A 15,563-nucleotide genomic window follows, 5' to 3' on the forward strand; every position below is an offset into this window, starting at 1 on the left:
CCGTCCACCCCTTCCCCCGTCAGGAGTTCACCATGACCGAGTACACCGACCACCACGGCCCCGAGGGCCTTCTCGTCCGGGGCACGGTCGTCGTCGTCCCGGGGCGGGGTGAGACCCGGGCGACGTACGACCGCTTCGGCAGGCGGCTCGCCACCGACGCCTACCGCGTCCGGGTCGTCGACGCCCCGGACCTCGACGGCGGCGATCCGGCCGGCGCGCTCGGCCGGTTCGCGCGGCGGCTCGCCGAGGCCGTGGACGGCACCGCGGGCGAGCAGGGCGTCGCCGAACCCGTCGTCCTCGTCGGCGCGGACGCGGGGGCCGCGGCCGTCGCCGCGCTGCTCGCCCACGCGGAGATCCCCTCCGCCCGGCAGCCGCACGCCGTGGTCCTCGCGGGCCTGCCCGGCCACGACGCCGCCGCCGACGGCGGCGGGTGGGACGAGGAGCTGGACGTGCGCACCTCCTGCCCCACCCACCGGGGCGTCCTCTCCCAGGACGCCGAGGTCCGCCGCGGCTCCCTGGACGAGGCGCTGCCGGAGGCCGTCCTCACCGCGGCGTACGGCGGCGACATCGCCGTACCCGCCCTCCTGCTCGTCGGCGACGCCGATCCGCTCGCGGACCGCGCCGCCCTCGCCCGGTTGGCGAAGTCCCTTCCCCAGGCGCGTCTCTCCGTGGTCCGCGGAGCCCATCACGACGTCCTGAACGATCTTCAGCACCGTTCGGTGGCGGCGGAGGTCGTCACCTTCCTGGAGACGCTCCGCGACGGTCTGCGGCCCCTCGTCACGGTGGAGACGAGCGCGTGGTGAGCGCGCCCGGCGCCCGCGCTCCGAGGTGACGCGGCGACCGCCGCCCACCGGCCGTCCCACCCCGCTCCCCGCCCGCCCGCATCACCGGAAGGCCCTGCCCATGCCCACCGTCCTGTCCGTGTCCGGAAGTCCTTCCGTCACCTCCCGCACCACCAGCCTCCTGCGCCACCTCGACGACCGGCTCCGCCTCCACGGCCACGACGTGACCGCGCTGGACGTGCGGACCCTTCCCGCCGAGGCGCTGCTCGGCGCCGACTTCGCCCACCCGGCGATCGTCCGGACCGCGGCCCTGTTCGAGGAGGCCGACGGGATCGTGATCGGCACGCCCGTGTACAAGGCCGCCTACTCGGGCCTGCTGAAGGCGCTGCTCGACCTGCTGCCGCAGTACGCCCTGCGTGACAAGACCGTGCTGCCGCTTGCCACCGGCGGCAGCACCGCCCATGTCCTGGCCCTCGACTACGCCTTGCGTCCGGTCCTGAACTCCATGGGCGCCGCGCACATCGTGCCGGGCTGGTTCACCCTGGACAAGGACATCATCCTCGGCGACGACGGCACGCCGACCGTGGCACCGGCCGCGGCGGACGCCCTGGCCGAGGTCACGGACAACTTCTCCGCCGCACTGTCCGGCCGGGCGGCCGCGCCGGTCTCCCGGTGACGCCGGGCCGGCTCCGTCACGGAGGCGGCCCACCCTGAATTGAACGTTTCAAAATCACTCCTTACGGGTGACGGTGAAGTCCCAGGCTGTGGCCGGAGGGTGACCGTGCAGTCAACCTTCCTGCCCCACCTGGGACTTCATGTTCCCTTGTCGGCGGAGTTCGATCAATACCTGTGAAAAACCTTGACGCCTCTCATGGCCGAGCTTAGCGTCTGCGCCTGCACCGTAAAACGATTCAATCCCGCGCAGTGCAGCGCTTCGCTCGTCGGTGCCGGAGCGACGGCCGCTGTTCCGCGCTCCCGCGCCCCGCCGAAGGGAGTCCGCACGTTGTCCGTGCCTCGCGACACCGCCGGTCCGTCCCGCCGTCAGGTCCTCTTCACCGCCACGGCCGCGGCGGCCGTCACCACCATCGCGCCGCCCGCGGCCGCCCACGCCGCCGCACCCGCGGCCCACCCGGTCACCGGGCCGCCGGCCGCCGGGCCGTCGGCCGGCGGCCCCGCCCTCGCCGCCTTCGAGCTGTCCGACGTCCGCCTCCTGGACAGCCCCTTCCTCGCCAACATGCGCCGCACCTGCGCCTATCTGCTCTTCGTCGACGTCGACCGGCTCCTGCACACCTTCCGCCGCACCGTGGGCCTGCCCTCCGCCGCGGAACCCTGCGGCGGATGGGAGGCCCCCGACATCCAGCTGCGCGGCCACACCACCGGCCATCTGCTCAGCGCCCTCGCCCAGGCGCACGCCCACACCGGCGACCCCGCGTACGCCGAGAAGGGGCGCGCCCTGGTCTCGGCGCTCGCCGAGTGCCAGCGGGCCGCGCCGGCCGCCGGCTTCACCCGCGGCTACCTCTCCGCGTTCCCCGAGTCCGTCTTCGACCAACTGGAGGCGGGCGGCAAGCCCTGGGCGCCGTACTACACCCTGCACAAGATCATGGCCGGGCTGCTCGACCAGTACCGCCTCGGCGGCGACCGCCAGGCCCTCGACGTCCTGCGGGAGATGGCCGCGTGGGCCGACGCCCGCACCGCGCCGCTGTCGTACGAGCGGATGCAGAACCTGCTCAAGGTGGAGTTCGGCGGCATGAACGACGTGCTGACCCGGCTGTACCAGGAGACCGGCGACCCCGCGCACCTGCGCACCGCCCGCCGCTTCGACCACGAGGAGCTGTACGCGCCCCTCGCCGCCGGCCGGGACGAGCTCGCCGGACGCCACGCCAACACCGAGATCGCCAAGATCGTCGGGGCCGTGCCGTCCTACGAGGCGACCGGGGAGTCCCGCTACCTGGACATCGCGGACACCTTCTGGACCACCGTCGTACGCCACCACTCGTACGCCATCGGCGGCAACTCCAACCAGGAACTCTTCGGGCCGCCCGGCGAGATCGCCAGCCGGCTCTCCGAGGTCACCTGCGAGAACTGCAACAGCTACAACATGCTGAAGCTGGGCCGGCACCTGTTCCTGCACCGGCCCGGCCGCACCGACCTCATGGACCACTACGAGTGGACCCTCTACAACCAGATGCTGGGCGAGCAGGACCCCGACTCCGAGCACGGGTTCGTCACCTACTACACCGGCCTGTGGGCGGGCTCCCGGCGGGAACCCAAGGGCGGTCTGGGCTCGGCCCCCGGCAGCTACAGCGGCGACTACGACAACTTCTCCTGCGACCACGGCACCGGGCTGGAGACGCACACCAAGTTCGCCGACTCCGTCTACTTCCGCTCCCGCGACGGGCAACCGCCGGCCCTCTGGGTGAACCTGTTCATCCCCTCCGAAGTGGACTGGCACCAGCAGGGAGTGACGCTGCGCCAGCAGACGGACTACCCGTCGGACGGACGCACCCGCCTCACCGTCACCCGCGGCCGGGGACGCTTCGCGCTGCACGTCCGCATCCCCGCCTGGGTGGCCGGCACCGGGCGCCCGGCCGTCCTGGAGGTCGACGGCCGCCCCGTCACCGCCCGGCTCCGGCCGGGCACGTACGCCACGGTGGAACGGACCTGGCGCCCCGGCGACACGGTCGAGCTGACCCTGCCGCGCCGGCCCGTGTGGACCCCGGCACCCGACAACCCCCAGGTGACAACGGTGTCGTACGGGCCCCTGGTGTTGGCGGGACAGTACGGCGACACCGCGCTCGCCACGCTGCCGACGATCCGCCCGGAGTCGCTGCGCCCCGTCCCGGACACCGCCACCCGGTTCACCGCGCTCGCGGACGGCCGGTCCGTGGAACTGCGGCCGTTCCACGAGGTGCACCACCAGCGCTACACCGTCTACTGGGCGGTGACCCCCCGCCGGTCCCCCGAACGGGACGTCGCCCGCTACCCGTTCGACGAGGGGAGCGGCACCTCCGCCGCCGACACCACCGGCACCTTCGCCGCCGCGACCCTGGCCGCCGGCGCGGACTGGACGGAGGACGGCACGGGTCCGGCCGTGGCGCTGGACGGCCGCGGCGGCCATGTCGTGCTCCCCGCGGGCCTGGTCAGCGGCCTGGACGAACTGACCGTCAGCCTCCGGGTCCGGGTCGACACCCTCGCCGCCTCCGCCCGTGTCCTCGACTTCGGCTACCACAAGGACACGTACCTCTTCCTCGCCGCCACCACCGGCGCCGGGCGTGCCCGCGCCGCACTCAAGATCGCGGGAATGGAGCGGGAGGACGTCGTGGACGCCACCGGACCGCTGCCCGTGGGCCGGTGGACGCACGTGGCCCTCACCCTCGGCGGCGGCACCGGCGTGCTCTACCTCGACGGCGTCGAGGCGGGCCGCAACGCGGCCATGGTGGCGAGCCCGCTGCTGCTCGGCGCGACCACCCGCACGTACCTCGGACGCTCCCAGAACAGCACCCACCCGTACCTGCACGGCGCGGTACGCGACCTGCGGGTCCACAACCGGGCCCTCAGCGCCTCCGACGTGGCCGCCCTGGCCGCCGGCTGAGCACTCCGACCCACCCCGGCCTCCCCACTCGTCCTGCTCCCGGCCTTCCCGGCCGGTCTCCCGCCTGTCCCGTCTTTGGCCTTCCCGGCCGGTCTCCCGCCTGTCCCGTCTTTGGCCTTCCCGGCCGGTCTCCCGCCTGTCCCGTCCCTCGCCTTCCCGGCCGGTCTCCCCGCCTGTCCCGTCCCCGGCCTCCCCGGCTCACCCCCACCCGTCCCCTCCCGGCTGCGCCCGCACGCCGTCGCCTCCCGCAGGAGCTCCCGCATGTCCGACACCACCCCCGACACCCCCGGCCCCGACGCGGACACCGCCGCCCCCGCCACCCCCCTGTCCAGACGCGGCTTCGTCGCCGCGGCCGGCGTCGGCACCGCCGTCGCCGCCGGACTGCCCGGCCTCGGGTTCGCGGTACCGCCCGCCTCCGCCGCCACCCCGGACCCCGCACCGCAGGCCGGCCCCGCCGCCTTCACCGCGCGGCGCTTCACCGACCCGCCGAGGGACAGCCGCCCCACCGTCTACTGGTACTGGAACGGCCCCGTCACGCCCGAACTCGTCGACCGGCAGATGGCCGACCTGCGCGACAAGGGCATGTACGAGGTGATCCTCTTCTCCTTCGACAACGAGGCGATGCGGCCCGTCTTCTTCACCGAGGACTGGTTCGACGTCGTCGAGCACGTGCTGCGCACCGCCGAGCGCACCGGCATGCGGGTCTGGCTGTTCAACGACGACCACTTCCCCAGCGGCCGGGCCGGCGAGTACATCGTCAAGGGCGGCACGGTCGGCTCCCGCACCTACGCCCCCCGCCCCGACCTCCGGCTCAAGGCGCTGTGGCGCTCCACCACCGTGGTCGAGGGCCCGGTCCGGGCCGAGCTGCGCCGCAGCACCGGTGTGGGCGTGGAGGCCGGACACCTGGTCGCCGACGCCGCGGTCCTCGGCGGCGCCACCGCCCTGCGCGGCGGCGAGGACTGGACCGACCTCACCGTCACCGCGAGCGGCAAGGCCGACCACACCGCCGCCGGGCTCGTCGTCCGCGCCTCCGCCGACGCGCTCGACGGCTACGCGGTCTCCTTCGACCAGACCGGCGTGGTCACCGTGCAGCGCCTGGCCCGCGACGCCGACCCCGTCCAGCTGCTGCGCAGCACCCGCACCGACGGCTTCAACAAGACCAAGTACCACACCCTCGCCGTCACCCTCCGCGGCGGCTCCCTCTCCGTCACGCTCGACGGCCGCGACAAGGGCACCGCCGTCGACGACCGCCACCCCGCCGGCGGGGTCGGGGTGCGCGCGGTCGGCGACGAGCGCGGCCTGTGGGACGCCCTCACCGTCACGGTGGCCGACGGGACCACGCTGTACACGACGGCGTTCGACGATCCGGCCGCCGCGGGCGACTTCCCCGAACGGGCCTCCCTCGGCGCCGAGGCCGTCGCCGCCGCGGCCCGCCCGGCCGGTGCCACGGACGCGTCCGACGTCGTCGACCTGACGGCGCGGCTGACGGCGGACGGCGTCTGGCAGGCCCCGGCTGGCCGCTGGCAGATCGACCTGTTCGGCGGGACACCGCTGATCGACGACACCCAGGGCTACAGCCGCAGCTACGTGGACCTGCTCGACGACGAGCCCGTACGGCTCTTCCTCGACATCGTCCCCGGCGAGTACCACCGCCGCTTCCGCCGCTTCTTCGGCACCGTCGTCCCCGGCTTCTGGGACGACGAGCCGTTCTTCGCCTCCGCCGAGGCCCACTTCAAGCGGCTGCCCTGGTCGCCCACGCTCGACGCGGCGCTGCGCGCGGTGGATGTCGAGCCCGGCGTGGCCTACGCCAGCGCCTTCGACGACCTCGGACGCACCGGCCGGATCACCCGCGGCCGCTACTGGCAGGCCGTGTCCGACCGGTTCGCCGCCTACTTCCGCACGCAGGCCCGCTGGTGCGAGGAGCGGGGCGTCGCGCTGATCACCAACCCGCTCTACGACGAGACGTCCCCCGCCAAGCGCATCCCCACCACCGGCGACCTGCACAAGGTCAACCAGCACGCGCAGGTCCCCGGCGGCGACATCATCACCGCCGAGTACGTGGCGGGGGAGCAGACCATGCTCCCGCGCAACCCGGTCTCGGTCGCCCACCAGATGGGCCGCGAGCGGGCCCTGATGGAGATGTTCGGCAACATGGGCTGGCAGGTCACGCCCGGCTTCGTGCACGCGACCGTCGGGGCGCAGGCCGCCCGCGGGGTCAACCTGACCGTCCTGCACGCCCTGTGGACCGACGAGGCCGTCGTCTACTTCCCGCCGCCGTTCGGGCCCCGGGCCCCGTGGTGGTGGTCCATGCGCCCGCTCGCCGAGTGGATCGGCCGGGTCATGGAGGCCGCACGCGGCACCTCCGCCGCCCGCACCGCGATCCTCCAGCCGCAGCGCGCCGCCGAGCAGTGGACCGGCACCGACCGGCAGGGCGCGGTCGACGGCGCGCTCGCCGACGCCGCCTACGCGCTGGAACGCGCCCAGGTCGACTTCGACCTCCTCCACGAGGGCGCCCTCACCGACGACCCGGAGCTGCTGGCCCACGCCCGGGTGCGCGCCGGACGCCTCGCGGTGGGCGCCGCCCGCTACGACCTCGTCGTGCTGCCGCTCACCCCGATCCTGGACGCGGCCGCCGTCCGCGCCCTGGGCGCCTTCGTCCGGGCCGGCGGGACCGTCGTCGCCGTGGGCACCCTGCCCGCCGACGACGCCGACGGCAACGACCGCTCCCTGGCCCGCGCCCTGTCCGACCTGTTCGGCGACGCCGTCCCCGGCAGCCGCGCCCTGGGGCGAGGACACGCGGTGCGTGTCGACGGCACCGCGGCCCTGGGCGCCGCCGCCCACGCCGCCGGGGCCGCCGCCGTCCTGGAACCGGCCCGCGACACGATCCGCGCGCTGCGCGTCACCCGCGGCGAGGACACCGCCTTCCTGTTCAACAACGAGGGCGCCACGGCCGTGTCGACCACGGCGGTCCTGCCCGCCGGGGGCGTCCCCGAGCTGTGGGACCCGGCGACCGGCGACACCCGTCCGGCACCCGCGTTCCGCGAGACCAGGCGCGGCCTGCACGTACCGCTCGCCTTCGGACCGTACGAGACCCGGATCGTCGTCGTCCGCCGGACCGCGGCCGCCGTGCCCCACCTCACCGACGCCCCGGTCGACGTCCTCTCCGTCGAGCGGCACGGCGGCTCCCTGCGCGCGACGGTCGAGGTGTCGGAGCCCGGCAGCCACGGGCTCACCGGCACCGACGCCGGCCGCACCCACCGCGGCACGGTCCGGGTCGACGACCCGCTCACCGCGCTCCCCGTCACCGGCGACTGGACCCTCACCCTGGACCGCGACGGGGACACCCCGGTCACCGGCCCCCTGGGCAGCTGGACCGCGCGCGCCCCGCTGTTCTCCGGCACCGGCACCTACACCACCGAGATCGACCTGGACCGCGCCGTCCTCGACGGCCGGCGTGTGCTGCTCGACCTCGGCGACGTACGGGACGTGGCCGCGGTGACCGTCAACGGCACCGAAGGCGACCCGCTGCTGTGGGCGCCGTTCGTCACCGACGTCACCGGCCTGCTCGTGCCCGGACGCAACCGCCTCGCCGTACGCGTCTCCAACACCCTCTCCAACGAACGCAACAAGCCCCTGCCCTCCGGCCTGCTCGGCCCGGTCACCCTGCGCTTCAAGCGCCGCGTGACGGTCGGCCTGGACCGCGTCTGACGAGCCGCACACCCCTCTCCCGAAGGACCGCCATGCCCAGATCCAGACCCCGCGCCGGACGCCGGCGCCTCGCCCTGCTGCTGCCCGCCGCGCTGACCGCCTTCGTCACCACCGTGTCCGGCACCGTGCAGGCCTCCGCCGCGACCACCTCCGTCAGCCCCGTCCACCTGCGCACCCAGCACCTCGACGAGGCGCTCGGCATCGACGACACCACCCCCGTGCTCAGCTGGGAGACGGCGGCCCGCGCCGCGAACACCCTCCAGAGCGCCTACCGCGTCCAGGCCGCCACCTCCCCCGAACGCCTGCGCTCCGGGAAGCCCGACCTGTGGGACTCCGGCAAGGTCGCCTCCGCCGTACCGGAGACCACCTACGCGGGCCGCGCGCTCGGCTCCCGGGACCGCGTCTACTGGCGCGTCATGCTCTGGTCCGGCTCCCGCGAGGACTCCGGCTGGAGCGACACGGCCGTCTTCGAGACCGGCCTGACCCGGGCGTCCGACTGGGACGCCCAGTGGATCACCCATCCCGACTGGCGGCTGAGCGAACGCGAGATCGAGCCGGTCGTCGTCGAGCTGCCCCGCACCACCGCCCGTTACCTCCGCCTCGACGTCACCCGCCTCGGCCTGCCGCTGAAGGAGAGCGTCGACGCCCGCACCTGGCGCCTCCAGCTCGGTGAGATCGACGTCCGCGACTCCGCGACGGACACCTCGGGGCTCGCCAAGGGCGCCGCGGTCACCGCCTCCGAGACCACCACGATCCGCAAGACCTACGAGCCCGCCCTCGCCGTGGACGGCCTGCCCAACAGCGCCCTCCAGACCGCCGCCGGCTACTCCAGCGCCCCCCACACCTCCGCCGACACCTCGGCCGCCCCCGTCACGCTCACCCTCGACCTCAAGTCGGTCAAGACCTTCGACCAGGTCGCGCTATACCCGCGCGCCGACGTCCTCACCGACGACGGGAAGGTCCCGAACTTCCCCGTCGACTACGCCCTGTCGGCGGCCGACGCCCCGGCCGGACCGTTCACCACGCTCGCCGGCGTCACCGGGCAGCGGCCGCCGAAGCCGTACCTGCCCGCCGGACTGCCCCTGCTCGCCGACGACTTCCAGCTGCCGCGCGCCATGCGCAGCGCCCGTCTGTACATCGCCGGCCTCGGCGTCTACGACGCCACCCTCAACGGCGAACCGGTCGGCGACGCCGTGCTGGAGCCCGCCAACACCGACTACCGCGAACGCGTCCAGTACGCCACCTACGACGTCACCGACCGCCTGCGCCCCGGTGCCAACACCCTCGGCGTCGCCCTCGGCAACGGCATGTCCAACGTCGTCAGCACCGCCGACCGCTACCGCAAGCTGTACGGCAACATCAGCGACCCCAAGCTCATCGCCCGGCTCGAGGTCACCCTCGCCGACGGCAGCGTCCGCACCGTGACGAGCGGCGACGACTGGCGTACCACGCTCGGCCCCACCACCTCCAGCAACTGGTACGGCGGCGAGGACCACGACGCCCGCCGCGAGATCCCGCACTGGGACGAGCCGAAGGGCGACCGCCGCTCCTGGGACCGGGCGGTCACCGTGAGCGCCCCCGGCACCGCCGCCGCGCCCGCCGCGCTCAGCGCCCGCGAGACCGAGCCGATCCGGGTCGTGGAGACCCTCACCGGCACGGAGGTCGACGGCGCCGACGGCAGCCGCGTCTTCGACCTGGGCCGCAACATCGCCGGCTGGCCGGAGATCACCGTCAGCGCGCCCGCCGGGACGGAGATCCGCGTCTACCCGGCGGAGAGCCTCAAGGACGGCCACGCCTTCCAGTCCATCAGCAACGTCGGCGCGCCCCTGTGGGACAGCTACACCACCCGCGACACCCGCACCGCCACCTGGCACCCGACGTTCGGCTACCACGGCTTCCGCTACCTGGAACTGAAGGGCGTGCCCGAGGGCGCGACGGTCACCGTGCGAGGCAAGGTGCTGCGCACCGACAACGCCTCGGCCGGCACCTTCACCAGCTCCGACCCGCTGATCAACGGCATCCACGGCATCATCCGCCGGGCCGTCGAGGGCAACATGATGAGCGTCCTCACCGACTGCCCGAGCCGGGAGAAGCTGGGCTGGCTGGAGCAGGACCAGCTGGTCTTCCCGGCGCTCGCCGCCAACTACGACATGCAGGCCCACCTGCGCAAGATCGTCCGTGACATGGCCGACGCCCAGACCGCCGAAGGCCTGATCCCGAGCACCGTCCCGGAGTACACCAGCCTGCCCGGCGCCTACCGCAACGACTCCAACTGGGGCGGCGCCTTCGTCCTGGTGCCCTGGCAGCTCTACACCACCTACGGCGACCGGGACACCCTGCGCACCTACTACCCGCGCATGCGGCAGTACGCGGCCTTCCTCAAGACCCAGGTCTCCGGCGGCATCCTCGACTACGGCCTCGGCGACTGGTTCACCCCCGACCGCACCTTCCCGCGCGCGGTGGCCGGCACCTACGGCTACTGGCGCGTCGTCGACGCCCTCTCCCGGATCGCCGGGGTCCTCGGCGACGACACGGCCGCCGCGGACTACCGGGCCGAGGCCGACACCTCCGCCCGGGCCCTCGCCGCGAAGTACTACGACCAGGCCACCGGCACCTTCGCCGGCGGCGGCCACGGCGCGGAGGCCCTCGCCCTGGACATCGGCGCCTACCCGGCCGGGGAGCGGGACCGGCTGCTGGCCCACTTCACCGGATCCGTCGAGAGCGCCGGCTACCACCTCCAGCTCGGCGAGATCTCCCTGCCCGCGGCCTTCCGCGTCCTGTCCGGCGCCGGCCGCGACGACATCGTGTACCGGATCGCCACCCGGACCACCAGCCCCAGCTACGGCTACCAGGTGCTCGCCGGCAACACCACGCTCGGCGAGTCCTGGGACGGCGGCCCCGGCCAGTCGCAGAACCACTTCATGCTCGGCGCCATCGACTCCTGGTTCACCGGCCGCATCGCGGGCATCGCGCAGACCTCCGACTCCGTGGGCTACGCCGAACTGCTCGTCGACCCCGCCGTCGAGGGCGACCTGACCTCGGCATCGGGCTCGTACCGGACCCCCTACGGCGTCGCCCGCACCGACTGGGCCCGCACCGCCGACCGGTTCCGGCTCACGGTGGACGTCCCCGCGGGCAGCACGGCACAGATCCACGTCCCGGCCTCCGACGGCCGCGCCACCGCCCCCCGGGGCGCGCGCCTGATCGGGTCCACGGCCACCGAGGCGGTGTACGCGGTCGGTTCGGGCCACTGGACCTTCCGCTCCACGCCGCCCGCCGCCGACCCGGCCTGACCCGGCGGGTGCACGGCCCGGGACGCGCTGGAACGCGTCCCGGGCCGGTCAGCGTCCCGGCTCGGTGCGCCCGGGGGCGATCCCGCCCTCCGGTCCGGCCAGGATGAGACGTTCCACCGACTCGTAGCCGCGCCGCGCCTCCCGCTGCGCCCGCCGGCCGGGAAGGACCGTGCCCAGCCAGCCGAGGACGAAGCCGAGGGGGATGGAGACCAGGCCCGTCGTGGTGAACGGGAACCAGTTGAAGTCGGATTCGGGGAAGGCGGCGGTGGGCGAACCGGAGACGAGACGGGTGCCCGGCATCAGCACCAGCACGGCGAGCGAGCCTCCGACGAGCGTGCACAGCAGGCCGGTCCGGGTGAAGCGCCGCCAGAACAGGCTGTAGACGAGCGCCGGCGCGATCGCGGACGCCGCCAGGCAGAACGAGACCGTGGCGAGGGGCTGGAGGCTGCGGTGCTGGACGAGCGCGGCGAGCGCGATCACCGGCACGCCCACCACCACCGCCGACACGCGGGCCACGGCCGTCTCGCGCACCGGGGTCAGTCCCGAGCGGCGGGACGCGACGACGTCGTGCGCCAGGGAGTTCGCGCAGGCGAGCGTCATGCTGGCCACCGACGCGAGCAGCGTCAGGAAGATCGCCGTGGTGACCGCGGTGAACAGCAGCGTCTCCGGACGCGAGACGTGCTCGCCGAACGCGGCCCGTGAGCCCAGCAGATAGGCCGTGTTGCCGCGCGGATCGCCGGCCGTGATGCCCGCCCGTCCCACCAGGGCCGTCGCCCCCACCCCGATCACGGTGACGACCAGCACGAACAGGGCGACGGACGACACCGCCCAGGACATCGACCGCCGGACCTGCCGTGCGTCGGACGCGGTGTACATGCGCATCGTGACGTGCGGCAGGCACGCCCCGCCCAGCACGATGGCGAACTGGGTCGTCACCATGTCCAGACGCGGGTACGGCCCGCCCGCGAACTGGAGGCCGCTGCGCAGGTAGGCCGCGCCCGCCCCGCTGCGCTCGGCCGCGCTGTGGAACAGGGCCGCGGGACGGAAGTCGAAGGCGTGCAGCACGAGCACGGCGACGACGACCCCGCTGCCCAGCAGCGTGACCATCTTGAGGATGTGCAGCAGCGCGGTCCCGCGCATGCCGCCCACCGCCGCGTACACGATCATCAGGGTGCCCACGCCGACCACGCAGCCGGTCTTCATGGAGGCGCTGGAGAAGCCCAGGATGTACGCCAGGAGCTGGCCGGTGCTGGCCAGTTGGACGAGCGTCATCGGCACCAGCGAGGCGATGGTCACCAGGCAGGCCACGATCCGCACCGACCGGCCGGACGTGCGGCGCGCGAGCGCGTCCCCCATCGTGAACCGGCCGGTGTTGCGCAGCGGTTCGGCGAGCAGGAACATCAGCACCAGCAGGGACAGCAGGGTGCTGACGGCGAGGACGACACCGTCGTAGCCGCACAGCGCGATGACGCCGCCGATGGTGAGCACGGTCGCCGCGGAGATGTAGTCCCCGGCGATGGCCAGCCCGTTGCGCAGCGGGGAGAGGTAGCGGTAGCCGGTGTAGAACTCGGCGAGGTCGTCGCTGTCGGGTCCGGTCAGCACGCACAGCAGGAGGGTGAAGCTGACGGCGGAGCAGAAGGCCACCAGCGACCAGGTCTGCGCCGTCCCGTCGAAGACGGTCACCGGCCCGGCCCCCGGCCCGGTGCGGAGCCCCACGAGGCGTGCCGTTCGATGCGCCGGGCCAGGGGGTCGACGTAGCGTCGCGCGGTGAGTTCGTAGAGCAGCACGGCGAGCCAGGTGACGGGGACGTGGGAGAGGGCGAGGACCACGCCGAGCGGCAGGCCGCCGGGCAACGGCCGGGCCATGAGGTCGGGTTCGTTCGCGGACAGGACGAGGAACGCCGTGAAGTAGCCGAGGGCCAGGACGGTGGTCACGCGGCGCTGGCGCCGGTACGTCCGCCGCAGCCGGCGCAGGGCGCCGTGGTCGCCGGCGCGGGAGCGGGGAGGGGCCCCGCCGTCCGGCCGCCCGTCGTGGGAGCCGCTGTCGAGGGCCGGGAGCGGGGGGAGGGCCGGATGGGGGAGGGCGGGATGGGGGAGGGCGGGTGGTCGGGGGTGCGGCTCGGCGTTCCCGTAGGACATGTACGGATCTCCTGGAGCGGCGGCGGCCCCGCGTGAACGGGCGCGTGACGGCGTGGGGGAGCGGCTCGGGTCCTCGCACGGTATTCGGCCACGCGTACGACGTGGAGGGTTTTTCCGGAAGTGGCCGGTGGACGGCTGATACGCGACGGATCCAGAGGTGTTACTCCTGTTTCCGGTGGGATGTCAGATGTCACTCCCGGTCGGGTGGGGGCCGCTGACCTGCGGTGGGCCGGGCGGGCGGGGTGCTGTCGTCCCGGGTCCGCCGGGGCGGAGGGAGGCGGAAAACGCGCGGCGCCCGGGGGCCGGCGGACGGGGGCCGGCCGGGACTGCCTCGGCCAAGATTCCGGGGCGGCCCGCCGTACCGGAGGCGTCCGGTGCGCGGAGACCGCCGCGGGCCGGTCCGGTCGGGCGGATCAGAAGGAGTCGGGCGGATCAGAAGGACGTGACGACGACGCGTGCCACCGCAGGGTCCCGGAGGGCGGCGTACCCGGCGTCGATCTCGCCGAGCGCGATCCGCCGGGAGACGAGGTCGTCGAGGTTCAGGCGGCCCCGCAGGTACAGGTCGGCGTAGCGGGGGATGTCGCGCCGGGGGTCGGCCGACCCCATGATCAGGCCCTGGAGCCGCTTCTGCTCCAGCAGCAGCCGCGGCAGGGACAGTTTCAGTTCCTCTTTCCCGTCCGCCAGGCCCACCACGTGCACGGCGCCCCCGAGGGCGGTCATGCGCAGCGCCTGGTCCGTCGTGGCCGCCACGCCGACGACGTCGAAGGCGTGCCGCACCCCGCCCCCGGTGAGTTCGCGCACGGCCGCGACGGCGTCCGTGGCCGTGGAGTCGACGACGTCCGTGGCGCCGAAGGCGCGTGCCCGCCGCAGTCTGCCGGGCCGCACGTCGACCGCGACGATGCGGGAGGCGCCGGCGATCACCGCCCCGCTCACCGCGTTCAGCCCGACGCCGCCCACGCCGATCACGGCGACGGTCTCCCCGGCCCGCACGCGCGCGCCGTTGAGCACGGACCCCACGCCGGTCAGCACCCCGCAGCCCAGCAGGGCGGCCGGGGCGAACGGCATCCGCCGCGGGACGGCGGTCAGCTGGTTCTCGTGGACGAGGACCCGCTCGGCGAAGCCGCCCAGCCCCATCGCCTGGGTGACCGGCCGGCCCGCGCGGCTGAGCCGGGGGGCCTGCCGGTGCGGATCGCGCAGGGTGGTTCCGGGGCGGCCGCACTGGTGCCTCCTGCCGTCCCGGCACGCGGGGCAGTCGCCGCACCACTGGACGAGGCAGCCCACCACGTGGTCGCCGACGGCGAAGGCGGTGGCGCGCGGTCCGAGGGCGGTGACGACACCGGCGACCTCGTGTCCCAGCACCACCGGCGGGGGGTAGCGGGTCAGGGCGTGGGTGGCGAGGGTGAGGTCGGTGTGGCAGAGGCCGGACGCCCTCACCTCCACCAGCACCTCGTGGCCCGCGGGCTCGGCGATGTCGATGTCCTGGAGGGCGAATCCGCCGCCCTCCGCGTCCACCACTGCGGCTTTCACGCTCAGGCTCCGTCTCCGTCGGGGGGACCGGCCGGCCCGCTCAGACGCGGTCGAGGATGAAGTAGAAGAAGGGACCGTCCTCGCCGAAGCCCTTGCCGTTCATGATCCCCATGAGGGTGCGGTCGTCGACCGCCTTGAAGTGGTCGAAGACCGGCTGGCCGTCGTAGACCATGGTCGCCGTCGACTCGCCCCGGAACTCGACCATCCACAGACTGGCCTCGCCCTTGCCCAGCTCGGTGTCGGAGTACAGCCGCCCGTCCTCCCCGCGCATGATCAGTGGCTTGGCGTCGTCGGCCGAGAGGAACGACTTGCCGTACCAGCCGGAGGACCGCAGACGCCGGTACAGCGGGTGCCCCGTGTCGAACCCGCTGCCGCGCCACTCGCCGAGGACGTCCTCGACGCGGACGGTGGGCAACGCGGCCCAGACGGCGTCGAGTTCCCCGGCCGGGACGGCGGAGTCCTTGCCGCGCAGGACCGCGAACCGGGCGCGCGCCTCGTCGATGTCCATCGGCTGTCCTTCCCT

9 protein-coding genes are annotated in these 15,563 nt (G+C 74.2%); 5 read left to right on the top strand and 4 right to left on the bottom strand.

Annotated elements, in window-relative coordinates; all coding sequences use genetic code 11:
- Window positions 1-32: 32 nt before the first annotated feature.
- From ACFYWQ_RS41655 to ACFYWQ_RS41675, 5 genes are all read left to right on the top strand, one after another.
- A complete protein-coding gene (locus tag ACFYWQ_RS41655) occupies window positions 33-803 on the top strand; it encodes an alpha/beta hydrolase (protein WP_389525479.1) in 771 nt (256 codons plus the stop codon).
- Window positions 804-903: 100 nt separating this feature from the next.
- Complete coding sequence (gene ssuE / locus ACFYWQ_RS41660; protein ID WP_389525481.1) at window positions 904-1,458, top strand: NADPH-dependent FMN reductase; 555 nt, start codon at window positions 904-906, stop codon at window positions 1,456-1,458.
- Between the two features lie 327 nt (window positions 1,459-1,785).
- Window positions 1,786-4,374 (top strand): beta-L-arabinofuranosidase domain-containing protein, encoded by a 2,589-nt coding sequence (locus ACFYWQ_RS41665; protein ID WP_389525484.1) that lies wholly within the window; start codon window positions 1,786-1,788, stop codon window positions 4,372-4,374.
- A 261-nt stretch (window positions 4,375-4,635) separates the two neighbouring features.
- Complete coding sequence (locus tag ACFYWQ_RS41670; RefSeq protein ID WP_389525487.1) at window positions 4,636-8,082, top strand: glycosylhydrolase-like jelly roll fold domain-containing protein; 3,447 nt, start codon at window positions 4,636-4,638, stop codon at window positions 8,080-8,082.
- Between the two features lie 32 nt (window positions 8,083-8,114).
- A complete protein-coding gene (locus ACFYWQ_RS41675; RefSeq protein WP_389525490.1) occupies window positions 8,115-11,375 on the top strand; it encodes a family 78 glycoside hydrolase catalytic domain in 3,261 nt (1,086 codons plus the stop codon).
- 48 nt (window positions 11,376-11,423) lie between these two features.
- Here the strand turns inward: ACFYWQ_RS41675 and ACFYWQ_RS41680 are convergent, their stop codons facing one another.
- From ACFYWQ_RS41680 to ACFYWQ_RS41695, 4 genes are all read right to left on the bottom strand, one after another.
- Window positions 11,424-13,058: a cation acetate symporter gene (locus tag ACFYWQ_RS41680; protein WP_389525493.1), complete on the bottom strand. Its 1,635-nt coding sequence runs from the start codon at window positions 13,056-13,058 to the stop codon at window positions 11,424-11,426.
- The gene (locus ACFYWQ_RS41685) at window positions 13,055-13,513 is read right to left on the bottom strand and encodes a DUF485 domain-containing protein (protein ID WP_389525496.1); all 459 of its coding nucleotides are present in this window, start codon (window positions 13,511-13,513) and stop codon (window positions 13,055-13,057) included. Before ACFYWQ_RS41685 ends, ACFYWQ_RS41680 begins: the two co-directional genes overlap by 4 nt.
- A gap of 432 nt (window positions 13,514-13,945) precedes the next feature.
- Window positions 13,946-15,040, bottom strand: a complete 1,095-nt coding sequence (locus tag ACFYWQ_RS41690; protein WP_389525498.1) for a zinc-binding dehydrogenase — start codon at window positions 15,038-15,040, stop codon at window positions 13,946-13,948.
- Between the two features lie 40 nt (window positions 15,041-15,080).
- The gene (locus tag ACFYWQ_RS41695; RefSeq protein ID WP_389525501.1) at window positions 15,081-15,548 is read right to left on the bottom strand and encodes a DUF4334 domain-containing protein; all 468 of its coding nucleotides are present in this window, start codon (window positions 15,546-15,548) and stop codon (window positions 15,081-15,083) included.
- Between the last annotated feature and the right edge of the window lie 15 nt (window positions 15,549-15,563).

The organism is Streptomyces sp. NPDC003247 (genome assembly GCF_042888135.1).
Classification (GTDB): domain Bacteria; phylum Actinomycetota; class Actinomycetes; order Streptomycetales; family Streptomycetaceae; genus Streptomyces.

Bases quoted from the DNA above. Each gene is read 5' to 3' on its own strand.
- ssuE (WP_389525481.1), top strand. From the start codon at position 904: ATGCCCACCGTCCTGTCCGTGTCCGGAAGTCCTTCCGTCACCTCCCGC.
- ACFYWQ_RS41655 (WP_389525479.1), top strand. From the start codon at position 33: ATGACCGAGTACACCGACCACCACGGCCCCGAGGGCCTTCTCGTCCGG.
- ACFYWQ_RS41685 (WP_389525496.1), bottom strand. From the start codon at position 13,513: ATGTCCTACGGGAACGCCGAGCCGCACCCCCGACCACCCGCCCTCCCC.
- ACFYWQ_RS41695 (WP_389525501.1), bottom strand. From the start codon at position 15,548: ATGGACATCGACGAGGCGCGCGCCCGGTTCGCGGTCCTGCGCGGCAAG.
- ACFYWQ_RS41675 (WP_389525490.1), top strand. From the start codon at position 8,115: ATGCCCAGATCCAGACCCCGCGCCGGACGCCGGCGCCTCGCCCTGCTG.
- ACFYWQ_RS41670 (WP_389525487.1), top strand. From the start codon at position 4,636: ATGTCCGACACCACCCCCGACACCCCCGGCCCCGACGCGGACACCGCC.